Source organism: Micromonospora sp. HB375 (genome assembly GCF_017872985.1).
Classification (GTDB): Bacteria; Actinomycetota; Actinomycetes; order Mycobacteriales; family Micromonosporaceae; genus Micromonospora; species Micromonospora chalcea.
Genome location: NZ_JAGGJO010000001.1, coordinates 3,351,017 through 3,372,451, shown reverse-complemented (window position 1 = coordinate 3,372,451; position 21,435 = coordinate 3,351,017). Strand labels below are relative to the sequence as shown.

General features: G+C 74.5%; 24 protein-coding genes. 12 read left to right on the top strand and 12 right to left on the bottom strand.

The genetic code is table 11. The features are described 5' to 3' along the window. Positions 1 to 41: 41 nt before the first annotated feature. The 3 genes from J3R08_RS15505 to J3R08_RS15495 are packed head-to-tail and all read right to left on the bottom strand — an operon-like array spanning position 42 to position 2,622. A complete protein-coding gene (locus tag J3R08_RS15505; protein WP_064446082.1) occupies positions 42 to 605 on the bottom strand; it encodes a GerMN domain-containing protein in 564 nt (187 codons plus the stop codon). Continuing rightward, positions 602 to 1,951, bottom strand: coding sequence for a HAMP domain-containing sensor histidine kinase (locus J3R08_RS15500; RefSeq protein WP_043324322.1), 1,350 nt, complete (start codon positions 1,949 to 1,951; stop codon positions 602 to 604). Before J3R08_RS15500 ends, J3R08_RS15505 begins: the two co-directional genes overlap by 4 nt. After that, positions 1,948 to 2,622 carry a response regulator transcription factor gene (locus J3R08_RS15495; protein ID WP_043324324.1) on the bottom strand — a complete coding sequence of 225 codons (675 nt, stop codon included), beginning with the start codon at positions 2,620 to 2,622 and terminating at the stop codon, positions 1,948 to 1,950. The genes J3R08_RS15500 and J3R08_RS15495 overlap by 4 nt, the downstream gene beginning before the upstream one ends. Before the next feature lie 150 nt (positions 2,623 to 2,772). On the opposite strand from J3R08_RS15495, the gene J3R08_RS15490 reads away from it, so the two are divergent. The 5 genes from J3R08_RS15490 to J3R08_RS15470 all read left to right on the top strand — a co-directional run bounded on the left by J3R08_RS15490 (position 2,773) and on the right by J3R08_RS15470 (position 5,896). Continuing rightward, positions 2,773 to 3,138 (top strand): STAS domain-containing protein, encoded by a 366-nt coding sequence (locus tag J3R08_RS15490; RefSeq protein ID WP_043324327.1) that lies wholly within the window; start codon positions 2,773 to 2,775, stop codon positions 3,136 to 3,138. A gap of 9 nt (positions 3,139 to 3,147) precedes the next feature. Continuing rightward, positions 3,148 to 3,459, top strand: coding sequence for a hypothetical protein (locus J3R08_RS15485; protein ID WP_030504078.1), 312 nt, complete (start codon positions 3,148 to 3,150; stop codon positions 3,457 to 3,459). Further along, entirely contained in the window at positions 3,456 to 4,022 is a 567-nt protein-coding gene (locus J3R08_RS15480; protein WP_064446083.1) for an STAS domain-containing protein, read from the top strand. The genes J3R08_RS15485 and J3R08_RS15480 overlap by 4 nt, the downstream gene beginning before the upstream one ends. Next, a complete protein-coding gene (locus J3R08_RS15475; RefSeq protein WP_043324334.1) occupies positions 4,016 to 4,306 on the top strand; it encodes a BON domain-containing protein in 291 nt (96 codons plus the stop codon). Before J3R08_RS15480 ends, J3R08_RS15475 begins: the two co-directional genes overlap by 7 nt. Positions 4,307 to 4,444: 138 nt before the next feature. Beyond that, positions 4,445 to 5,896 (top strand): cellulase family glycosylhydrolase, encoded by a 1,452-nt coding sequence (locus J3R08_RS15470; protein ID WP_209964233.1) that lies wholly within the window; start codon positions 4,445 to 4,447, stop codon positions 5,894 to 5,896. Positions 5,897 to 5,939: 43 nt separating this feature from the next. Here the strand turns inward: J3R08_RS15470 and J3R08_RS15465 are convergent, their stop codons facing one another. Beyond that, positions 5,940 to 6,830, bottom strand: a complete 891-nt coding sequence (locus J3R08_RS15465; RefSeq protein WP_043324341.1) for a diiron oxygenase — start codon at positions 6,828 to 6,830, stop codon at positions 5,940 to 5,942. 48 nt (positions 6,831 to 6,878) lie between these two features. Between J3R08_RS15465 and J3R08_RS15460 the strand changes: the two genes are divergently transcribed. The 4 genes from J3R08_RS15460 to J3R08_RS15445 all read left to right on the top strand — a co-directional run bounded on the left by J3R08_RS15460 (position 6,879) and on the right by J3R08_RS15445 (position 9,362). After that, on the top strand, positions 6,879 to 7,595 hold the full coding sequence (locus J3R08_RS15460) for a TetR family transcriptional regulator (RefSeq protein WP_030504073.1): 717 nt from the start codon (positions 6,879 to 6,881) through the stop codon (positions 7,593 to 7,595). After that, a complete protein-coding gene (locus tag J3R08_RS15455) occupies positions 7,592 to 7,861 on the top strand; it encodes a DUF4873 domain-containing protein (RefSeq protein ID WP_043324346.1) in 270 nt (89 codons plus the stop codon). The genes J3R08_RS15460 and J3R08_RS15455 overlap by 4 nt, the downstream gene beginning before the upstream one ends. Positions 7,862 to 7,877: 16 nt before the next feature. Beyond that, entirely contained in the window at positions 7,878 to 8,516 is a 639-nt protein-coding gene (locus tag J3R08_RS15450; RefSeq protein WP_209961711.1) for a YdcF family protein, read from the top strand. A gap of 90 nt (positions 8,517 to 8,606) precedes the next feature. Then, positions 8,607 to 9,362 (top strand): glycosyltransferase family 2 protein, encoded by a 756-nt coding sequence (locus J3R08_RS15445; protein WP_280841752.1) that lies wholly within the window; start codon positions 8,607 to 8,609, stop codon positions 9,360 to 9,362. Here the strand turns inward: J3R08_RS15445 and J3R08_RS15440 are convergent. The 4 genes from J3R08_RS15440 to J3R08_RS15425 all read right to left on the bottom strand — a co-directional run bounded on the left by J3R08_RS15440 (position 9,322) and on the right by J3R08_RS15425 (position 12,956). Continuing rightward, on the bottom strand, positions 9,322 to 10,098 hold the full coding sequence (locus tag J3R08_RS15440; RefSeq protein WP_043324351.1) for an SDR family oxidoreductase: 777 nt from the start codon (positions 10,096 to 10,098) through the stop codon (positions 9,322 to 9,324). The two genes, J3R08_RS15445 and J3R08_RS15440, sit on opposite strands and share 41 nt — an antisense overlap. Positions 10,099 to 10,102: 4 nt before the next feature. Beyond that, the gene (locus J3R08_RS15435) at positions 10,103 to 10,225 is read right to left on the bottom strand and encodes a ribosomal protein bL36 (RefSeq protein ID WP_043324353.1); all 123 of its coding nucleotides are present in this window, start codon (positions 10,223 to 10,225) and stop codon (positions 10,103 to 10,105) included. Between the two features lie 152 nt (positions 10,226 to 10,377). Further along, positions 10,378 to 11,742: a PHB depolymerase family esterase gene (locus J3R08_RS15430; protein ID WP_043324356.1), complete on the bottom strand. Its 1,365-nt coding sequence runs from the start codon at positions 11,740 to 11,742 to the stop codon at positions 10,378 to 10,380. Between the two features lie 128 nt (positions 11,743 to 11,870). Continuing rightward, a complete protein-coding gene (locus tag J3R08_RS15425; protein WP_209961709.1) occupies positions 11,871 to 12,956 on the bottom strand; it encodes a DUF4037 domain-containing protein in 1,086 nt (361 codons plus the stop codon). 99 nt (positions 12,957 to 13,055) lie between these two features. On the opposite strand from J3R08_RS15425, the gene J3R08_RS15420 reads away from it, so the two are divergent. Then, positions 13,056 to 13,979: a 5'-3' exonuclease gene (locus J3R08_RS15420; protein ID WP_064446090.1), complete on the top strand. Its 924-nt coding sequence runs from the start codon at positions 13,056 to 13,058 to the stop codon at positions 13,977 to 13,979. Between the two features lie 8 nt (positions 13,980 to 13,987). Here the strand turns inward: J3R08_RS15420 and J3R08_RS15415 are convergent, their stop codons facing one another. Both J3R08_RS15415 and J3R08_RS15410 read right to left on the bottom strand, forming a co-directional pair. Continuing rightward, complete coding sequence (locus J3R08_RS15415; protein WP_043324362.1) at positions 13,988 to 14,875, bottom strand: MHYT domain-containing protein; 888 nt, start codon at positions 14,873 to 14,875, stop codon at positions 13,988 to 13,990. 166 nt (positions 14,876 to 15,041) lie between these two features. Next, positions 15,042 to 17,822 (bottom strand): RNA helicase, encoded by a 2,781-nt coding sequence (locus J3R08_RS15410; protein WP_043324364.1) that lies wholly within the window; start codon positions 17,820 to 17,822, stop codon positions 15,042 to 15,044. An 86-nt stretch (positions 17,823 to 17,908) separates the two neighbouring features. Between J3R08_RS15410 and J3R08_RS15405 the strand changes: the two genes are divergently transcribed. Continuing rightward, complete coding sequence (locus J3R08_RS15405; protein ID WP_043330167.1) at positions 17,909 to 18,673, top strand: HAD family hydrolase; 765 nt, start codon at positions 17,909 to 17,911, stop codon at positions 18,671 to 18,673. A 57-nt stretch (positions 18,674 to 18,730) separates the two neighbouring features. Beyond that, positions 18,731 to 19,687 (top strand): DMT family transporter, encoded by a 957-nt coding sequence (locus tag J3R08_RS15400; protein ID WP_064446093.1) that lies wholly within the window; start codon positions 18,731 to 18,733, stop codon positions 19,685 to 19,687. Here J3R08_RS15400 and J3R08_RS15395 read toward each other — a convergent pair. Both J3R08_RS15395 and J3R08_RS15390 read right to left on the bottom strand, forming a co-directional pair. Then, entirely contained in the window at positions 19,650 to 20,576 is a 927-nt protein-coding gene (locus J3R08_RS15395) for a diacylglycerol kinase (protein ID WP_069089787.1), read from the bottom strand. The two genes, J3R08_RS15400 and J3R08_RS15395, sit on opposite strands and share 38 nt — an antisense overlap. Before the next feature lie 106 nt (positions 20,577 to 20,682). Beyond that, positions 20,683 to 21,333, bottom strand: coding sequence for a fasciclin domain-containing protein (locus J3R08_RS15390; protein WP_176722893.1), 651 nt, complete (start codon positions 21,331 to 21,333; stop codon positions 20,683 to 20,685). Positions 21,334 to 21,435: the final 102 nt, after the last annotated feature.

Here is a 21,435-nt window from a genome sequence, read left to right as displayed (position 1 = left end):
GATTTAGCGTCATATCCGGACATAGAGGCGGGCAACGGCGATCAGCGTGGCATCAACGGGCGGTAGTCGGCAGCGGTGAGCGGCAGCACCGAGAGGCTTCCGTCCGCGCGCGGCACCTCCAGCGGCTGCCCGCCGCGGCGGAACGCGACGCTGTACACGTCCGGTCGCTGCGTGAGGCTGCACACGATCTGCCCGAAGGCCAGCACCTCGTCGTTGCGGCCGGTCTCCTCCCCGGCCTGGCGCACGTCGACTGTCGCCACGGTGCCGGCCAGCGTGGCCCCGGCCACCGCCACCGTGCCCGGCAGCGCCGTGGACAGCCCCTGGCGGCGCTCCCCCGGACCGGGACCGGCCAGCAGGTGCTGAAGGTGCGTGTCCACCCCGGGCAGCCCGTCCACCCGGCGGTTGACCACGACCAGGCCGTCGTCCCGGACGAAGCAGAACGGCTCGTCCACCCGCCCGTCCCCGTCGGCGGTCGAGGACACCGCAGGCGTCGGGAAGGCCCCGGGCGGCGTCTGCACGAGCCGGGGCTCGTCGTCCACCGGCACCCCGCAGCCGGCGAGCAGCGCCACGGCGAGCAGGGCGGGCGCGAGCCGCCGCCGGCTCACCGGAGCGCTCCGGGCAGCTCGACCCGGAAACGGGCGCCGGGCGCGCGGTCCAGCACCCGCGCCGACCCGCCGTGCGCGTCGGCGTGCTGCGCCACCAGGGCGAGGCCGAGTCCGGTGCCGTCGGTGCCGGCGCGGTCGTGCGCCGCCCGGCCCCGCACGAACCGGTCGAAGATGATCTCCCGGTCGCCCGGCGGCACGCCCGGTCCGTCGTCGTCGACCTCCAGCACGCCCACGCCGTCGCCCCCGCCCAGGCGTACGGCGACCGGGCCGCCGCCGTAGCGCTCGGCGTTCTCCACCAGGTTCAGCAGCGTCTGCGCGAACCGGCGCCGGTCGACCCACCACTCGTGCGGGACGTCGCCTGCCACCTGCACCAGGCTCTCCGGCAGCGATCGTTCCCGGCAGGCGGCCCGGGCCAGCTCCACCACGTCGACCGTCTCGCGGTGCGCCGGCTGCTCGGTGCGGGCCAGCTGGATCAGGTCGTCGACGAGGCGCTGGAACCGGGTCACCTCGTCGGCCACCAGGCCGGCGGCGGTGGCGGTGCGTTCGTCCTGGTGCTCGCGGCGGCGGTGCAGCACGCTCGCCGCCGCGGCCAGCGTCTGCAACGGCGAGCGCAGCTCGTGGCTCACGTCGGCGGCGAAGCGCCGGTCCCGCTCGATGCGGTGCACCAGCTTGTCGACCATCTCGTTGAACGAGCTGGACAGGCGGGTGAGGTCGGGGTCGGTGGTCGGATCGAGCCGGGTGGCGAAGTCCCCGCCCGCGATCCGCTCCGCCGCGTCGGCGACCGCTGTCAGTGGCCGCAGGCTGTGCCGGGTGGCGTACCAGCCGAGCGCCGCGCCCGCCCCGGCCACCATGATCGCCACGGCGATCAGCGCCAGGCCCACCACCTGGAACGTCTCCTCGACCTCCCGCAGCGAGGTCAGCTCGTAGTAGCCGAGCGCGCCGGGCAGCGGCACGCCGACCAGCAGCGCGGGCTGCCCGTCGAGGCGGATCCGCTGCACCGCGGGCTTGCCGTCGGCGACCATGCGCTGCAACTCCACCGGCACGGAGCTGGCGCCCACGTCGGCGGTGCGGGCGTACCAGCCGTCGGGCAGGTGCAGCAGCGGGCGGCGGGCGCTGCCGGTGTCGAGCGAGCGCAGCACCGCCACCACGTCCGGCGTGCCGGTGTCCAGGCCGGAGCGGACCACCGCCGCGTCGTAGTAGGCGGCCCGCACCGCGGTGCGCTCCCGCTCGTCGAGCAGCGAGCGCCGGGTCAGGTCGTACGAGAAGAGGGCCATCAGCGCGGACAGCAGCAACGCGCCGACGGCGAACGCCGCGGTGACGCGGGCGCGCAGTCCGGGACGGGTCATCGCTGCAGCTTGTAGCCGAGGCCGCGGAGGGTGACCAGGTGGCGGGGGTTCGCCGGGTCCGACTCGATCTTCTGCCGCAGCCGGCCGACGTGCACGTCGACGAGCCGCTCGTCGCCGGTCTCGTAGCCCCAGACCCGGCTGAGCAACTGCTGGCGGGACAGCACGCGGCCGGCGTGCTCGGCCAGCTCGCAGAGCAGCCGGAACTCGGTGCGGGTGACCGGGACCGGCCGTCCGGAGCGGCGCACCTCGCCGGCCTCGGCGCTGATCTCCAGCTCGCCGAAGAACTGGGCGGGGGCGGGCCCGGACACGGTGCGGACCCGCCGGCGCAGCGCCCGCAGCCGGGCCGACAGCTCCTTGATCGCGACCGGCTTCACCACGTAGTCGTCGGCGCCGGCCTCCAGCGCGGCGACGATGTCGTGGGTGTCGTCGCGGGCGCTGATCACCACGACCGGCACGTCGTCGTCGCGGCGCAGCTGGCGGATGCAGTCGAACCCGTTCATGCCGGGCAGCATCAGGTCGACGAGCACGTAGTCGGACGGCTTCTCCCGCTGCCGTCGCAGCCCGTCCTCCGCGGTCGGGGCGCCGTACGCCTCGTAGCCCTCCTCCTCCAGGGCGAGCTGCAGCGCGAGCCGGATGCGGTCGTCGTCCTCGATCACCAGTACGGCCGTCATATGGGCATCATGACCGGCCGGGCACGGGTAGCCCAACCGCGTGGGCCGTTCGTGGTTTTTGTCATCGAACCGTCATACAACCGTCCGGGGACCTCCAAGATCGCTGCGCAGAGTGGGGATCGACACTGAACCCGCCACGGAAGCGACCTGATGCCCGCTACCCTGCCGTCCCCGCCGGAGTCCGCCGTGCCGCACGTGCGGGTGGACATCACCGACGAACTGGACCTCGCCGGGCTGCCCGAGGTCGCGCACGTGCTGGACCGCATCCTCGCGCTGCGCCCCCGCGAGCTGACGATCGACCTCGCCGGGTGCCGGCATGTGGACGCCGCCGCGGTCGCGCTGCTGCTGGACGTGCACCGGCGGCTGGCGCGGCAGGACGGCGTGCTCACGCTGAGCAACCCGCACCCACGGATCCGGCGCATCCTGCAGACCTCCGGGCTGGGCGCCGTACCCGTCGTCGACACGCCCCGTCCGGCCGCGCGCGGCCGGGCCCGGGTCGCGTCCGCACCCCGCTGAGGAGGGGCCGTGACCGGAAGCACGCTCGTCGGAGCACTCGTGGTGGGTCTCGCCGTCGGTGGCGTGGGCCGGCTCGTCGTGCCGGGACGCAAGGCCGTCCCGGTCTGGCTGACGCTGGCGCTCGGCGTGGCCGCCGCGCTGCTCGGCGCGATCGTGGTCGGGCTGGTGGACCGCCGCCCCGACGCCTCGCCGCTGCTGTCCCTGGTGACGCAGACCGCGTTCGCGGCCGTGGCGGTCGTGCTGGCGGTGGTGACGGCGGGCGGCACGGGCGCGGACCGGCAGGCGCCCGATCCGGGCGCCCGGCGGAAGGAGGAGGTGTGACAGTCGTCCCCGCGGACCACCTGATGATGCTCATCTGCGACGGCTGCGGCGACAGCGTCACCGGCGCGGGCGCGACGCTGCCCGACGCCGAGGTGGTGTGGACGCTCGTGTTCGAGCACGACTGGGTCGGCTCGCCCTTCGCGTCCGGCCCGCACCACTGCCCCCGGTGCAGCGTCCGGGCCACGGTCGCCGAGGACGGCCTGGGCACCGAGGACCTGGAGCAGGTGGCCGGCACCCCGGCCGCCGCCGACGTCGATCCCGCCGAGGCGGTACGCCGGGCGCTCGCGGAACGCTCCGTGCGCGGCGACCGCGAACTGGTCGACCTGTCCGCGCTCGAGGTGATCGACTCGGCCGGGCTCGGCCTGCTGGTGCGCGCGCACCAGGACGCCCGGCGCGACGGACGGCGGCTGTGCCTGCTGTCGCCGTCGCGCTTCGTGCTCACCGTGCTGCACACGATGCGGCTCGACGGCGTCTTCACAGTCGTCGACGGCCGCGCCCCGGCGCCGGGGCCCGCGTCCCGGCGCGCAGTAATGACCGAACAGAAGGAGCCCTCCCCGTGGTGATGCCCTGGCCGTACCCCGAGTTCCCGTACACCGGCCGTGAGCCGGAGCCCGACGACGCGGACACCCGGCTCGCCTCGCTCGTCGCCCAGCGGCTCAGCGCCGACTGGACCACCCGGCGGCAGCAGATCACCGTCACGGTGCAGAACCGGGTGGTGATCCTCGCTGGCCTGGTGGCCGATCCGGAAACCCGCCTGGTCGCCGCCGAGCTGGCCTGGGACGTGCCGGGCGTGTTCGACGTCTGCAACGCGCTGCGGCTCTACGGTGGGCGGCGCGGCGGCCGCTGAGCCACCGGCTGTTGCACGGATCGACATCCGCCTCTACGCTCGCCCTGGGAGCGCTCCCCCAGGCCGCCGCGTCGGGCTTTCCGGGCAGGTTCACGACGGGCACCGTCCGATCACCATCAAGCGATGGGACCTTCCCGTATGTTCTCGATTCCCCGCCCGTCCCGGCGGCACCTGCTCGTCGGCGGCGCGGTCGGCGCGCTCGCCCTGGCCGCGACGGCCGTCCTGCCGTCGCCGAACGCGATGGCCGCGACCGGCTGTGCCGTCACCTACACCACCAACTCGTGGCCCGGGGGCTTCACCGCCACCGTCGCGGTGACGAACCTCGGCGACCCGGTGAGCAACTGGACGCTGGGCTTCACCTTCCCCGACGGGGGCCAGCGCGTGGTGCAGGGCTGGTCGGCCACCTGGCAGCAGAGCGGCTCCTCGGTCACCGCGCGCAGCGCGGACTACAACGGCGCGCTCGGCACCGGCGCGAGCACCACTGTGGGCTTCAACGGCTCCTGGACCGGGTCGAACCCGAGCCCCACCTCGTTCACGCTCAACGGCACGGTCTGCACCGGCGGCACCGGCACGCCCCCGCCGAGCACCCCGCCGCCCAGCACGCCCCCGCCGCCGACCACTCCCCCGCCCACGACGCCGCCGCCGACCGGCACCACCCCGGTCGCGATCAACGGCCAGCTCCAGGTCTGCGGGGTCAACCTCTGCAACCAGTACGGGCGGCCGATCCAGCTGCGCGGCATGAGCACCCACGGCCTGCAGTGGTTCGCCAACTGCTACACCGACACCTCGCTCGACGTGCTGGCCGACGAGTGGCAGTCGGACCTGCTGCGCATCTCGATGTACGTGCAGGAGCAGGGCTACGAGACCAACCCGGCCGGCTTCACCGCCCAGGTGAACACGCTCGTGGACAAGGCAGAGGCCCGCGGCATGTACGCGCTCATCGACTTCCACACGCTGACCCCCGGTGACCCGATGTACAACCTGGACCGGGCCAAGACGTTCTTCGCCAACGCGTCCGCGCGCAACGCGGCCAAGAAGAACGTGATCTACGAGATCACCAACGAGCCCAACGGGGTCAGCTGGTCCACCATCCGCAACTACGCCGAGCAGGTCATCCCGGTGATCCGGGCCAACGACCCGGACGCGGTGATCATCGTCGGCACCCGCGGCTGGTCCTCGCTGGGCGTGTCCGACGGCAGCAACTCCGACGAGATCGTGAACAACCCGGTGCGGGCGCAGAACATCATGTACACGTTCCACTTCTACGCCGCCTCGCACCAGGACAACTACCGCAACGAGGTGCAGCGGGCCGCCTCCCGGCTGCCGCTGTTCGTCACCGAGTTCGGCACCGTCACCTACACCGGCGACGGCGCCGTCGACGTCGCCAGCAGCAACGCCTGGCTCGACCTGCTCGACCGGCTGAAGATCAGCTACGCCAACTGGACGTTCTCCGACGCCCCCGAGGGTTCGGCCGCGCTGCGGCCGGGCACGTGCGCGTCCGGCTCGTTCAGCGGGACGTCGGTGCTGACGCAGTCCGGCGCGTACATGCGCGACCGGATCCGCACCCCCGACAACTTCCCGACCTCCTGACCGGGCGGCCGGCGGCGATCCTTCCCCTTCGGGTCGCCGCCGGTCAGCCCTCGATCAACCCGGCCCGGCGCCACAGCAGCCGGCCCGGCCCAGCCACCAGACCCAGCTCGGTCAGATGCTCGGCGATCCGCTGCGCCGACCAGCGCAGCGTGGCCCGCCAGTGCGGGTTGGCCCGCGCCGCGGCGTGACCGGCCGCCGGGTCGATCCCGACCGACGCGTACGCCCGCGGGTGCACCAGCCGCCGCGTGATCGAGTACGCGGCCCGCCCGATCACCAGCCGCGCGTACGTGAGCGCGACCGGCCCGGCCGCCTCCACCTGCCGGGCCAGCTCGTCGCGGGCGAAGCGCACGTGCCGGGCCTCCTCCACCACGTGGATGCGCGACACCATCCGGATCAGCGGCTGCAACGACTCGTCGGCCATGATCTCGCGCTGGAACGAGTCGAGGATCTCCTCGGCGATCAGGATGGCCGCGTACATCTGCGGGCCGGTGGCGGTGGCCTTGAGCCAGCGCCCGAGCAGGTGGTCGACGGGCTCGGCGCGGTAGACGGGCGCGCCGGTGGCCTCGATGAGCCGGCCGAACATGATGGAGTGCCGGCACTCGTCGGCGACCTCGGTCAGCGCGTACTGGGCGTGCCGGCTGGTCGGATCCGCGTCGTAGTAGTGCCGGATCAGCATCTGCATGAGGATCGTCTCGAACCAGATCCCGGCGCTGGCGGCGCTGGCCACCTCGTGCTTGGTCAGCTCGACCCGCTGCTCCTCGGTCAGCCCGTCCCACAGTGGCGTGCCGTAGAGGCTGCTGCGCGACGGCGGCAGCCAGTACGCGCCGGGCACTGGCGGCGCCGACCAGTCGACGTCCACCAGGGGGTCGTAGCTGGTACGCACGGAGGCGGTGAGGAGGCGGGCGGCTACCGCCTCGCGCGGGAATCCGGCCATGACCCCTCCATATTGACGTAACTTCCAGTAACTGTTACGAGTGGTAGCATGCGACGCACCACCACCGATGTCAATGGCCCCGACCCCTCGCCGGAGCCGTCCCCGCCACGGTCCGGAGGGCGGCGTGACCGCTGGGCGGAGCACCGCGAACAGCGCCGCCAGGAACTGATCGCCGCCGCCGTGCAGGCGCTGCTGCGGCACGGCCCGAACGTCGACATGGACCAGGTGGCGGCCACCGCCGGGGTCAGCAAACCGGTGCTCTACCGCTACTTCGCCGACAAGGCGCAGCTCTGGCTCGCGGTCAGCGAGGTGGTCGCGGCGCGCGTGGTGGCCGCCGTCGCGCCCGCCGTGGAGCAGGTCCGCGAGGAGCGGGCGCTGGTCGAGGCGACGATCGACGCGTACCTGAGCGTGGTGGAGTTCGAGCCCTCGCTCTACCGGTTCCTGGTGCACGAGTCCGGCCACCCCGGCATCCAGCAGGTGGTCGCCGGCACCAGCCGGCAGGTGGCCACCGGGCTGGCCCGGGTCATCGGCGACCGGCTGCGCGCGCTCGGTCTCGACGCCGGGCCGGCCGAGCCGTGGGCGTACGGGCTGGTCGGGTTCGTGCAGGCGGTCGGCGACTGGTGGACCACGCACGGGCAGCCGATCCACCGGTCCGCGCTCACCGAGTACCTGACCACGCTGCTGTGGAGCGGCATCGAGGGGGTCCGCCGGGGCGCGGACCTGCCGCCGGAGCTGACCCGCGCGCACGAACGGATCGACAGGTGACCTGGCAGGGCACGGCCGAGATCGCCGGCACCCCGGTACGGCTGCACGCCGGCGGCCGGTTCGAGCCGGTCGACGGCCGCTACCACTGGGCCGGGCGGGTCGAGCCGGAGCCGCGCCTGGTGCGGCTGCTGCGCTCCGGCCGCCGCGACGTGGAGATCCGCATCGGCGAGCGCGTCACCCGGGCCCGGCTCACCGAGGTGGACCCGTGGGGCGGGGTCCGCATCACCGGCGTCGGCACGCCGCCCTGGCCCCCCGAGGAGGAGTGACACGTACGGTGAGGGGATGACGCCGACCGCCACCGTGCTGCTGGTCTTCGGGCGTGGCGTGGTGGCCGGCGACGACGGCTACCGGCTCACCGCCGAGAGCGTCGCGCGCACCGAGGCCGCGGTGGCGTACGTCCGCGCGCACGCCGACGAGTTCCGCCGCGCGCCCGGCGCCCGGGTCGTGTTCACCGGCGGCTGGCCGCACGGCCCGGCCGGGGCGCCCGGTCCGCCGCCCGGATTCCGGGAGGGCGAGCTGATGCGGGCGCTGGCGCGCGAGGCCGGCCTCGACGCGTACGCCCGGTCGGCGGCCGAGACCCGGTCCCGCACCACGCTGCAGAACCTGGCGCACACCGTGCAGGACGGGCTGCTCGGCGCGGCCGAGTTCACCGCGCGGCGCCCGCTCGGGCTGGTCACGCACCCGTGGCACCTGCCCCGCGTCCGGCTGCTCGCCGCGCGCGTGCTCGGCCTGACCGGCCCGGCGCTGGCCGACGTGCCGGTGACCGCGCCCGAACCGGTGCCGGCCCGGCACGAGCGGGCCGTCCGGGCGCTCAGCCGGCTCGGCTATCTCGGTGTGCGTACCCCGGAGGCGTCGCTGCGCCGCGAGCGCGCGCTGAGCCGCGCGGCCGACCGGATCGGACGCCTCACGCCCCGGCGGTGATTCGCGGTCGCGGGCCCGGGGTACGACGCTCCTCGATCGACCCGGCGGACCGTGCCGGCGGGCGAGTCCACCCCGGGAGGTCCAGTGATCGTGCTCGTGCCCGTGTACCGGCCGGGTGACCGGCTTCCGCCGCTGGTCACCGACCTGCGGGCCGCGCTGCCCGGGGCGCGGGTGCTGGTTGTGGACGACGGCAGCGGCCCGGCCGCAGCCGGGGTACTGCGCGCGGCCCGCGACCGGGGCGCCGAGGTGCTGCGCCGCCGGGTCAACCGGGGCAAGGGCGTGGTGCTGCGCACCGGTTTCCGGTACGCCGCCACGCGCCACCCGGGACACGATGTGACCTGTGTGGACGCCGACGGTCAGCACCGCGTGGAGGACGTGTGCCGGGTGGCCGGGCGGATGCGCGCCACCGGCGCGATGACACTCGGCGTGCGCCGCTTCGACGGCGAGGTGCCGGCCCGCAGCCGGTTCGGCAACGCCGCGACCCGGGTCGCGTTCCGGCTGGCGACCGGGCGGGACGTGCGGGACACCCAGACCGGGCTGCGGGCGTACCCGGCCGGGCTGCTGGACTGGCTGGTCACCGTCCCCGGCGACCGCTTCGAGTACGAGATGGACGTGCTGCTGCGTGCGGTGGGCGCCGGGCTGCCGGTCGAGCAGGTGGACATCGCCACCCGCTACCACGCGGGCAACGCGGGTTCGCACTTCTCCGCGCTCGCCGACTCGGTGCGCATCTACCGTCCGCTGGTCGGCTTCGCCGCGGCCCGGCTGACCGGCGGTGCCCACCCGGAGCGCATTTCGGACACCGCCGTCACGACGTCGCGTCCCACACCTGCGACTCGAACTCCCTGAGCTGCTCGCGCAGCGACGGCGGGCACGTGGTGCGGTACGGGTGACCGTCGTCGGCGGGCACCGCGCGGACCATCTCGTCGATCATCTCCTGGGGGTCGCGCTGGTGGCCCAGGTAGTCGCCGAAGTCAGGGCGCGGCAGCAGCGCGGTGGACTCGTCCCACCACTGGGACATGGTCTCCACGCCGGTGTCGTTGTAGCCGGTCCGGTACGGGCCGGGGTTGATCACCGCAACGCGGACGCCGCGCGGTTCCAGCTCGCCCTTCATGGCCCAGGCGAGCGCCTCGATCGCGTGTTTGGTGGCGGCGTAGACGCCGATGAACGGCCGGGTTCGTACGCCGACCGCCGAGGACACCCAGACCACCTTGCCGGCGCCCCGGGCCAGCATCGGCGGCACGAGGTCCTGTGCCAGGTGCAGGTGGCCGAAGACGTTCACGTCGAACGAGCGGCGGACCCGCTCCATCGGGATCTCCACCACCGCGCCGGCCTCCTGCAGGCCCGCGTTGAGCACCAGGATGTCGACACGGTGGCGGGCGGCCGCGGCCCGGTCGGCCGGGTCGGTGACGTCCAGCTTGATCGCGTCCAGCGCGACGCCGGCCCGTTCGGCCTCGGCGCGCAGCTCGCGGACCTGCGGCCAGATCTGTGCCGCGGCGATCACGTGGTGGCCGGCGCGGGCCAGCCCGAGCGCCGTGCCCCGGCCGAGCCCGCTGCCGGCCCCGGTGATCAGGATGTCCGCCACCGGCTCAGCCCTGCCGGGCCTTCTGCCGCCGGTCGGACTTGTTCAGCACGAACAGCTTGCCCCGGCGCCGGACCACTATCGAGTCGGCCTTGCGCTTGAGTGCGCGCAGGGAGCTTCGGACCTTCATATCCGCTCCTTCGGTTCCCGCCGGTGTCCGTCCGGGACGGGTACCCGCCGCGGCGGTGCTCATGCCCGGTCCCGCGTGATCGCCACCGCTTCGCCGAGGTGGCGGCATCACCGTGTCCGGGATGCCGCCACCTCGGCGTACTGGCGTGCGGATCAGGCGGCCGTGCAGGGGCTTCCGTTGAGCGTGAACGAGCCGGGTTTACCGGCGTTGCCGGTGTGGGTGGCCTGGAAGCCGATGTCCACCGAGCCGCCCGGTGCGATCACCGGGTTGTAGGAGACGTTGCGGGCAGTCACCGCGCCGCTGGTGGGGCTGTACGTGGCGTTCCAGCCGCCGGTGATCGTCTGGCCGCCCGGCAGCGTGAACGCGAGGCTCCAGCCGTTTATCGCCGTGGTGGACGTGTTGGTGATCGTCACCGAGGCGGTGAGGCCGTTGTTCCAGGCGTTCACCACGTACCCGACCCGGCAGGCCCCCGACGGCGGCGGCGTCGTGGGCGGCGGCGCCGTGGTGGGCGGGGGCGTCGTCGGCGGGGGCGTGGTGGGTGGCGGCGTGGTGGGGACGGCCGTGGTGGGCGGCGGGCTGGTCGGGGGCACGGTGTCCAGGCCGAAGAAGCGGATCGCCTGGGCCGCGTCCACCGGCAGGTTGTGCGTGACGCCCTGCATGCTGATCGCCTCGACGGTCGCGGTGCCGCCGGTGCCGCCGTAGCGGGTCCGGGTGTAGCCGGACTGCGGGCTGTCCGTGTAGTCGGGCGTCTGGCTCAGCCCGTGCACGTTCGTCCACTGGTCGATCTGCTCGCCGAAGTTCGGGTAGCGCAGCGTCTCGTCGTTGGTGCCGTGCCAGATCTGCATCCGCGGACGCGGGCCGGTGTAGCCCGGGTAGGCGTTGCGCACCAGGTCGCCCCACTGCTGCGGGGTCTTCAGCACCTGGCCGTTGGCGCACTCGCTGTTCCACTCCGACCCGTTCGTGGTGGCGAAGCAGCCGAACGGCACCCCGGCGAAGGCCGCCCCGGCGCGGAACACGTCCGGGTAGTCGCCGAGCAGCACGTTCGTCATCATCGCGCCGGACGAGGTGCCGGTGGTGAAGATCCGCTGCGAGTCGACCGGGTAGCGCTGCCGCACGTAGTCCACCATGGACTTGATGCCCACCGGGTCGCTGCCGCCGTCGCGGCGCAGCGCCTGCGGTGAGGACACGTCGAAGCACTTGCTGCTGCGGGTCACCGACGGGTAGACGACGATGTAGCCGTACCGGTCGGCCAGCGACGCGAACTGGGTGCCGGAGTACATGGCCGGGCCGCTGCCGGTGCAGTAGTGGTTCACCACGAGCAGGCCGGGACGGGCCGCGACGGTGTCCGGGACGTACAGGTACATGCGCAGGTTGCTCGGGTTGGTGCCGAAGTTCGTCACCTCGGTCAGCGCGGCGGCCGAGGCCGGCCCGGGGACGGCGAGCGCCGCTCCGACGGCGAGCCCGGCGGCGGCGAGCGCCGCGCCGAGCAGCCGGAGTCTGCTCATTCTGGACAGCATGCTGTTCTCCTCGGTGGTGGGAACGCCGCACGGAGCGGCGTCCTCGCCGGCGAGGCGCCTGCGACGGGCGGCCCGGACCCTCGGAGACGAGATAGACAGTCGCGGATCGATGCGACTCGAATCGGAGTCTAGGCCGCGCCCGGCGGACGGACAACCGCCGCGGCCACCCGGCGGGCGCGGTCCGGGTGGGTGAGCACGTCCACGCTGTCGACGTACTGGTCCACCGCGCCGATCGGCGGCCGGTCGCGCAGCCGCGGGTCGGTGATCGCGGCGCGGAGCGCCTCGACGAAGCGGCCCGCGTCGAGCACCAGGAACGGCCGGCCGTGGAAGGGCCGGGCGGCCGGATCCACAGCCGGCGCCAGCGCGACGTCGTTGGTCCAGCCGGCCACCGTCTCCAGCGCCCGGACCAGGCCCGGCTCGCGGACCGCCCACTCGCCCGGACCGAGCGCGGCGGCGAGCCCGTCCACCACCGGCGCCGCGCCCGGCAGCGTCGCGAACACCGTGCCGAGCCATTTCGCGTACGGGGGCCAGCGGCGGCGCAGCAGCAGCCCGAGGCGCATCAGGTCCCGGGCCAGCCCGGCGGCCACCACCCGGCTGCCCAGCTCGTCGCCGACCTCGGCGCACCGGCCCGCCAGGTGCTCGGCCTGCGCGACCCGCTGCCACCCGGACGCCAGCACGTGCCGCCACACGTCGTCCGGATACCAGGCCAGCGCGGCGCGGGCGGCGGTGAGAGCCCCGTCGAGCCCGTCGTGGAACACCGCTCCCCCGGTCAGCTCCGCCAGCCGCTGCGTCGGCGTCGCCAGCCAGTCCGCCACCGACATGCCGGCGCGCGGGTCGGCGCCCAGCCGGTCCCGCAGCCACGCGCCCAGCTCGTCCACGCTCACGCCGTGCCGGTCGCCGTCGGCGTGCACCGTGCCGAGCCGTACCGCCGGGCCGCCGGCGTACCGGGTCGGCCAGCCGAGGAACCGCGCCGGCAGGTCCGCGTCCAGCGCCGCCCGTACCGGCGCCACGTCGTGCGCGCTGTCCACGAAGACCTGGGTACGCGGACCCCAGTCGTGGTCGGTGGAGCGGGGCGTGTCGAGGCCGAGCAGCTCGGAGCCGCCGTCGAGCAGACCGGCGGAGTACCGCAGGCCGGGCAGCCGCCGCGCCAGCAGCGGACCCACCACCTCGTCGTGGAACCGGCGGGCCAGGGTCAGGCCGGGTACGAAGCTCACCCCGCCAGTCTGCGCATCCGGGGACCCGCGCGCGCCCGGGTTTCCGGTCCCGCGGTCGCCTCCCCCATCTCGTCAGAGGGCTGTGGAAGGCTTGTCGCCGTGGCACACCGACAGCCGATCCTCCTGATCGACTCCCCCAGCCTCTACTTCCGCGCCTACTTCGGCATTCCCGAGTCGGCCGCGAAGACCAGCGACGGCCAGCCCGTGAACGCCGTGCGCGGCTTCCTCGACATGCTCGCCCAGCTGGTCCGCACCCGCCGTCCCGACCGGATGATCTGCGCGATGGACCACGACTGGCGGCCGGCGTGGCGGGTGGAGCTGCTGCCGTCGTACAAGGCGCACCGGGTCGCGCCCGAGGGCGGCGAGGTCGTGCCGGACACGCTGTCCCCGCAGGTGCCGATGATCCTGGAGGTCCTCGACGCGCTCGGCATCCCGGTTGTGGGCGCCACCGGCTACGAGGCCGACGACGTGCTCGGCACGCTCTCGGTGACCCAGCCCGGCCCGGTCGAGGTGGTCTCCGGCGACCGCGACCTGTTCCAGCTCGTCGACGACGCGCGCCCGGTGCGGCTGCTCTACGTCGGGCGGGGCGTGGCCAAGCTGGACGACTGCGACGACGCGGCGGTGCGGGCCCGCTACGGCGTGCCCGCCGACCGGTACGCCGACTTCGCGGCGCTGCGCGGCGACCCCAGCGACGGCCTGCCCGGCGTGGCCGGGGTGGGTGAGAAGACCGCCGCCCGGCTGATCGACCGCTACGGCGGGCTCGACGGCATCCTGGCCGCGCTCGACGACCCCGGCTCCGGCTTCGCCCCGGGGCTGCGGGCCAAGCTCGACGCCGCCCGCGACTACCTGGCGGTGGCGCCGAAGGTGGTCCGGGTCGCCACCGACGTGCCGCTGCCCGAGCTGGACCCGACGCTGCCGACGTCGCCCGCCGACCCGGAGCGGCTGCTGGAGCTGGCGCAGCGCTGGAACCTGGCCGGGTCCTGCCGCCGCCTGGTCGACGCGCTGGCGGGCGACCGATCGTGATCAGTTGATCACGAAGGGCGGTCGGTGCTCCGGCGGCTCGGGAACTGGGCGCCGGGCTGCGCCAGCGTCGACCGGGCACGCAGGCCCACCGGGTCCGGCGCTGGCTCGGCGGCGACCGTCCGCGGCGCGTCACCGAGCCGCGAGCTGACGTACGCGGCCCCGGCCCGGTCGTCGTCCGACGGCGCGGCGAGCAGCGCGTAGACGAGCCCGACCACGCCGAAGACCACTGCCAGCACGATCGGCACCAGCAGTCCGCTCACCTCGGTGCCGGAGGCCGGGCCGCGGCTCTCGTGCAGGTGCACCGACAGCGCGCTCATGCCGGTGAAGTGCATGCCGTTGACAGCGATGCCCATGACCAGCGCCGAGGCGGCGATGGCGAGCCCGCGCCGGACGGTCATCGCCAGCCAGAGCGCGACGGTGGCGGCCACGATCGCGATGACCACCGACAGCGTCACCCGCAGCGGGTCGTAGCCGAACGAGCCGTCCAGGCGCATCGCGGCCATGCCGGTGTAGTGCATGGCGGCCACCCCGGCGCCGGTGAAGAACCCGCCGGCCAGCAGACGCGGCGCGGCGAGCCGGCCGGTGCCCACGATCCACAGCCCGATGCCGACCGACGCCACCGCGATCGCGGTGCTGGCGGCCGTCAGCGGCACGTCGTAGCGGATCCGGGTGCCGGAGACGGCGAACCCGAGCATCGCCATGAAGTGCATGGCCCAGATCGCGGTGCCACCCAGCGCCCACGCGGCGAGCAGGCCCCACCAGGCGCGCTGGCCGCCGCTGGTGGCGGTCCGGATCCGCCCGGCGCAGACCAGTCCGAGCGCCGAGCCGAGCACTGACAACGCGTAGCTGAGCGCGGGTGTGATCCACCCGTACTCGAAGTGATTGATCTCGCCCACGACGCCCTTTCCTCACCATCGACGCAGCGCGACCCACGGCGCCCCGGGGCAATGATGGGATAGGCCCTGACCAGGGCATGCATCGACCCCCCGACAATTCGCGGGGTGTCAGCGCGGTGACGCAGCGATGCGTCGGTTTCCGGAGATCGGTGACCGAAAGTGACCGTTAGGCGGAGGCGTGGTAGGCCAGCACGCCCCGGTTGACCGCCGCGATGGCCTGCCGTGCGGTGCCGCGCAGCTCGGCCGAAGCGCCACCCGAGTCGGCGATCTGCCCGAGCAGGTCGACCACCTGTCGCGCCCACCTGACGAAGTCGCCGGCCGGCATCTCCCCGTCGATCTGGTGCCCGCTGGCGAGCACCTTGGCCAGCGCCTCGCCGCGCGCCCACCGGTAGATCGGCCAGGCGAACCCGAGATCCGGCTCGCGGGTCACCGCCAGGCCGCGCGCCGCCTCGTCGGCCTCGATGTCGCCCCACAGCTTGAGCGTCTCGTCGACCGCGTCGGCGACCCCACCACGCGGCAACGACGCCCGCTCGTCGACGTCCCGCCGGGCCTCGAAGACCACCACCGACACGGCGGCGGCCAGCTCCGCCGGGGACAGGCCGTCCCACACCCGGCGGCGCAGGCACTCGGCCACCAGCAGGTCCGCCTCGGTCCAGATCCGGGCCAGCATCCGGCCGGCGTCGGTGACCTCACCGTCGGCGGCCAGGTAGCCGCGCGCGGTGAGCAACGCCACGATCCGGTCGAAGGTACGGGCCAGCGAGCCGGTCCGCCCGGACACCCGCTGGCGCAGCTCCTCGGTGTCGCGTTCCAGCCGGCGCCGCCGCTCCGCCCAGCGGGCGTGCTCCTCCCGGTCCGGGCAGGCGTGACACGGGTGCGCGCGCAGCTCGACGCGGAGCTGGCTGAGGCGGTGGTCCTCCCCCGCCGCCTGACGGGACCGGCCACCCCGCCGGCCGCCGTGCCGGTCCAGGCCGGTGCCGCTGACCGCCGCCGCCAGGTCCCGCCGGGCCGCGGGCGAACGGTGGTTGAAGTGCTTCGGCACCCGGATGCGGGTCAGCACCTCCGCCGGGGTGGTGAAGTCACCGGGGGTGACCCGGCCGGCCCAGCGGTCCTGGGTGAGCACCAGCGGCCGGGGCTCGCCGAACCCGCCGGTGGCCGGGTCCAGCACCACCGCCAGGCCGGCCCGCCGCCCGGACGGCACCCGGATCACGTCACCGACCCGCAGCCGCTCCAGCGAGGCGACAGCCGCCGCCTTGCGCTGGCTCTGCCCCTGCCGGGCGATGGCGCGTTCCCGGTCGGCGATCGCCACCCGCAGCGCGAAGTACTCGTCGAAGTCGCCGTGGTGGCAGGCGGCCTCCGCGCCGTACGCCTCGATGGTCTCGGTGTTGCGCTGCACCTGCCGGGCCAGGCCGACCACCGACCGGTCGGCCTGGAACTGCGCGAACGAGGACTCCAGCAGCTCGCGGGCCGGCGCCGCGCCGACGCTGCCGACCAGGTTGACGGCCATGTTGTACGACGGCCGGAAGCTGGAGCGCAGCGGGTAGGTGCGGGTGGAGGCGAGCCCGGCCACGTGCCGGGGGTCGGTCTCCGGCGACCAGACCACCACGGCGTGGCCCTCGACGTCGATGCCCCGGCGGCCGGCCCGGCCGGTGAGCTGGGTGTACTCGCCCGGGGTGAGGTCGACGTGCGCCTCGCCGTTGAACTTGACCAGGCGTTCCAGCACCACGCAGCGTGCCGGCATGTTGATGCCCAGCGCCAGCGTCTCGGTGGCGAAGACGGCCTTGACCAGCCCGCGGACGAACAGCTCCTCGACGACCTCCTTGAACGCGGGGAGCATGCCGGCGTGGTGGGCGGCCAGCCCGCGCTCCAGCCCGTCGAGCCACTCCCAGTAGCCGAGCACGGACAGGTCCTCGCCGGGGATGGCGGTGACCCGGGACTCGACCACCCGGCGGATCTCGGCGCGTTCCTCCGGGGAGGTCAGGCGCAGCCCGGCGGCCAGGCACTGCTGCACTGCGGCGTCGCAGCCGGCCCGGCTGAAGATGAACAGGATCGCCGGCAGCAGCCCCTCCCGGTCGAGCCGGTCGACGATGTCCGGGCGCATCGGGCCGCGCCAACGCGGGCCGCGCCGGCCGCCACCGGGGCCGGCGCTGCGGCCCTCGCCCAGCTCCAGCCGGCGCATCGTGTCCCGGGTGTAGCGCAGCAGCTCCGGGTGCACGTCGTGCTTGCGGGCCGCGTCGGCGTCGTGGAACAGGTCGAACATCCGCTTGCCGACGAGCATGTGCTGCCACAGCGGCACCGGGCGGTGCTCGGAGACCACCACGGCGGTCTCCCCGCGTACGGTGACCAGCCAGTCGGCGAACTCCTCGGCGTTGGAGACGGTGGCCGACAGCGACACCAGCGTGACCGACTCGGGCAGGTGGATGATCACCTCTTCCCAGACCCCGCCACGGAACCGGTCGGCCAGGTAGTGGACCTCGTCCATCACCACGTACGCCAGGCCCTCCAGGGTGGCCGAGCCGGCGTAGAGCATGTTGCGCAGCACCTCGGTGGTCATCACCACCACCGGCGCGTCGCCGTTTATCGCGTTGTCGCCGGTGAGCAGGCCGACCTGCTCGGCACCGTAGCGGTCCACCAGGTCGTGGTACTTCTGGTTGGACAGCGCCTTGATCGGCGTGGTGTAGAAGCACTTGCGCCGGGCCGCAGGCGCGTCGCCGCCGGGCCGGCCGCGCAGCGCCAGGTGCACCGCGAACTCGCCCACCACGGTCTTGCCGGCGCCGGTGGGCGCGCAGACCAGCACGCCGCTGCCCCGCTCCAGCGCCTCGCACGCCTCGCGCTGGAAGTCGTCGAGATCGAACCCGAGATCCAGGGAGAATTCGTCCAGGGCCGGGAAGGCGGAGGCCTGCGCGGCCCGGCGGCGCGCCGCGGCGTACCGCTCGGCGGGGCTCGACATGGATCCAAGATTAATCGGTACGGCCGACGAGTACCGGTCAAGGCCATCCGGCAGGACGGTCGGAGCGGGTCGGTAGGGTGCACGACGTGCCGGACCGTACCGAACTGCCCCATGCCGCCAGCGGCGCCGACGACGTCGTGGGCCCGCGCCCGTCCCGCCGGCCCGTGGAGGCGGTGCTCTTCGACTTCCACGGCACGCTCGCCCAGGTGGAGGAGCCGCTGACCTGGGTGCTCGCCGCGGCGTCCGCCTGCGGCGTCGAGCTGGACCGGATCCGGGCCACGTCGCTGGCCGACCGGCTGCTCACCGCCGGGCGCGCGGGTGGCCCGCTGCCGGCCCGGGTGCCGCCCCGGCTGGCCGAGCTGTGGGCCGACCGCGATCTCTACCCGCAGGCCCACCGGGGCGCGTACACCGGGCTGGCCGAGACGGTGGACACCGGCATCGACGGGTTCGCCGACGCGCTCTACGAGCGGGTGCTGGTGCCCGAGGGCTGGGTGCCGTACCCGGACACCGAGCCGGTGCTCGGCGCGCTGCGCTCCGCCGGGGTGAAGGTGGCGGTGGTCAGCAACATCGGCTTCGACCTGCGACCGCTGTTCGCCGCCTGGGATCTCGACGGGCTGGTCGACGCGTACGCGCTGTCGTACGAGGTGGGGCGCTGCAAGCCGGACCCGGGCATCTTCCTGCGCGCCTGCGGGATGCTCGGCGTCGACCCGGAGCGCACGCTCATGGTGGGCGACACCCCGGCCGACGCGGGCGCGGTCGCGGCCGGGTGCGGGGTGCTGGTGCTGCCGTGCGCCGACGCCGGCCGCCCGAACGGGCTCGGCGCGGTGCTCGACCTGGCCGGGGTCGGCTGAGCGCACACCCCGCCAGCGGCGCGAACCCGTCCCGGCGCACCGGCTACGGTCAGGGGCATGACCGGTGTCCACCCCTTGCCGCCGCGTGCGCCGGGCCGGCTCGGCGGCGTCGCGCTGGTGCTCGGCGGGGCGCTGTCGGTGCAGTTCGGCTCCGCGCTGGCGGCGCTGCTCTTCCCGCGTACCGGGGTGGCCGGGGCGGTGACGCTGCGGCTGACCATCGGCGCGCTGGTGATGCTCGTGGTGTGCCGCCCCCGGGTGCGCGGGTACGGGCGCCGGGACTGGGCCGCAGTGGTCGCGTTCGGGCTGGCCCTGGCCGGCATGAACTCGATCTTCTACCAGGCGATCGAGCGGATCCCGCTCGGTCCGGCGGTGACGCTGGAGGTGCTCGGCCCGCTGGCGCTGTCGGTGTTCGGCGCGCGCCGGGCGGCGGCCTGGTTCTGGGCCGCGCTGGCGCTGGGCGGGGTGGCGCTGCTCGGGCAGGGCGGGTTCGACCGGCTCGACCCGGTCGGCGCGGCGCTGGCGCTGACGGCGGGCGCGATGTGGGCCGCCTACATCGTCTGCTCGGCGCGGATCGGCGCGCGGTTCCCCGGCGCGGACGGGTTGGCCCTCTCGCTGACCGTCGCGGCGCTGCTGACGCTGCCGTTCGGGCTGGCCGACGGCGGCGGTCGCCTCGCCGACCCGGTGGTGCTGGGGCTCGGTACCGGGCTGGCGCTGCTCGCCTCCGTGCTGCCGTACAGCCTGGAGCTGGCGGCGCTGCGGCGGCTGCCCACCGCGACGTTCGCGGTCATGATGAGCCTCGGCCCGGCGATCGCCGCGGTGGCCGGCTGGCTGGTGCTCGGCCAGGCGCTGCACCCGGTCGAGGTGCTCGCGATCGGGCTGGTGGTCGCCGCGAGCGCCGGCGCGGTCCGCGCCGCCGCCCCGTCCACCGCGCCGCCGCCCGTTCCCGGCCCACCGGACGCCGAGGGCGTGGCGGCGGTCAGCGCAGCAGCCGCAGCGCCGCCGGCACGGCCGTGACGGTCACCGGCAGGTCGAGGGAGCGTTCCCCGTCGGCGTACGAGGTGATGCCCTCGGCGGCCAGCTCCACCGTCCGCGCCCGGTAGACGCGCGCCAGCGGGTGCGTGACATGGGTGCCCCGGTAGATCTGCGGCTTGACCCGCATCAGCGTGCGCCTGTCGAACCGCCCGCCCACCACCACGTCCAGCAGGCCGTCGTGCGGGTCGGCGTCCGGGCAGATCCGCATGCCGCCGCCGTAGCTGGCCGTGTTTCCCACCGCGACCAGCACCGCGTCGACCTCCTGCGCCACCCCGTCGAGAACCAGCCGGTAGCGGCGTGGCCGCAGCCGGGCCAGCTCGACCACTATCGCCAGGTCGTACCGGCGCGGGCCGCGCGGCCAGCGCATCCGGTTGGCGCGTTCGTTGACGATCGCGTCGAAGCCCGCCGCGAGCACCGCGCCGAACCAGCGGTCGGCCTCGCCGCGCCGGGACAGCCGCGCCAGGTCCACCGACCGGGCACGGCCGGCGGCGAGCGCGTCGGCGATCACCTCGACCGCGGCCACCGGGTCGGCCGGGAAGCCGGTGTCCACCGCGAAGTCGTTGCCGGTGCCCGCCGGTACCGGCCCGAACGGCACATCGGTGCCGGCGACCGCCTGCAACGCGCGGTGCATCGTGCCGTCGCCGCCCACCGCGACGAGCGCCCCGGCGCCGCCGGCGACCGCGGCGTGGCACGCCGCCTCCGCCTCCTCGGGGGTACGCGCGCGCAGCAGCTCGACCGGGCGGCCCGCTCCGGCGAGGCGCTCCAGGATCCCGGGCAGCAGACCGCGGTGCCGCCCCCGGCCGGCGGTCGGGTTGGCGAGCACGGCGACGGGGCCGGGCGGGACACGATCGTGCGCGGTCACGGCGAGCACCGTACGGCACGGCTCGCGCGGCCCACCAGAGCCAGGTCAGCCGCGAACGGGCGGCACACGCCGACGGCGCCCGGCAGGGGGTGCCGGGCGCCGTGGCGGGGGTGGTTCAGGGAAGGTCGATCGGGCGCAGCACCCGGTCCACCGCGTGCGCGATCTGCTTGTTGCCCTTGTTGATGTCGTACCGCACCACCTTGGCGTTGCGGTCGCTGGTGTCGGCGTCGACCAGGCGCACCTCGCGGCCGTACCAGCAGCGCTTCACGTCCACCTCGACGGTGGCGCCGAGCGCGGTGGTCAGGTCCGCGCCGTCCGCCTTCAGCGCCGCCTTCCGGTCGATCGTCGCGCCCGGCACGACGTGGTAGAGCAGGACGTCCTCCACCGTGTCCACGCCGAGGCCGGCGACCGCGTCGAACGCGGCCTTCTCCCCGGGCAGCTTCTTCGCGGCGGTGATGTCCCGGACCAGCTCGCGGAACGCGTAGTCGTTCGGCACGAACGCGGTCAGCGCGACGGTACCGTCGGTGAGCACCTTCACCGGCGAGTCCGGCTTGGCCTGCAGCACCGTCAGGACCGCCTTGGTGAGCACGTCGAAGTCCCGCGAGTTGCGGTCGAAGCCGCTCTTGTCCGCGGTGAGCACGGCGGCCAGCGACCGCGTGCCCGGCTGCTTGGCGCCGGCCCGGGCGGGCACGGCGACGGCGGTGGTGGCCACCGCCGCCGCGGTGGCGCCCACGGCCAGCCGGGCGGCGAGACGAGCGATGTTCATCGGGGAGCCTTTCGTCGAAGCGACCAGGTCCGTGACTGTCGTCACGACCAATGCTTCGCCCGCACCGTCCCCGGTGGATGCAGCCGGATCGATGGTGTTTTC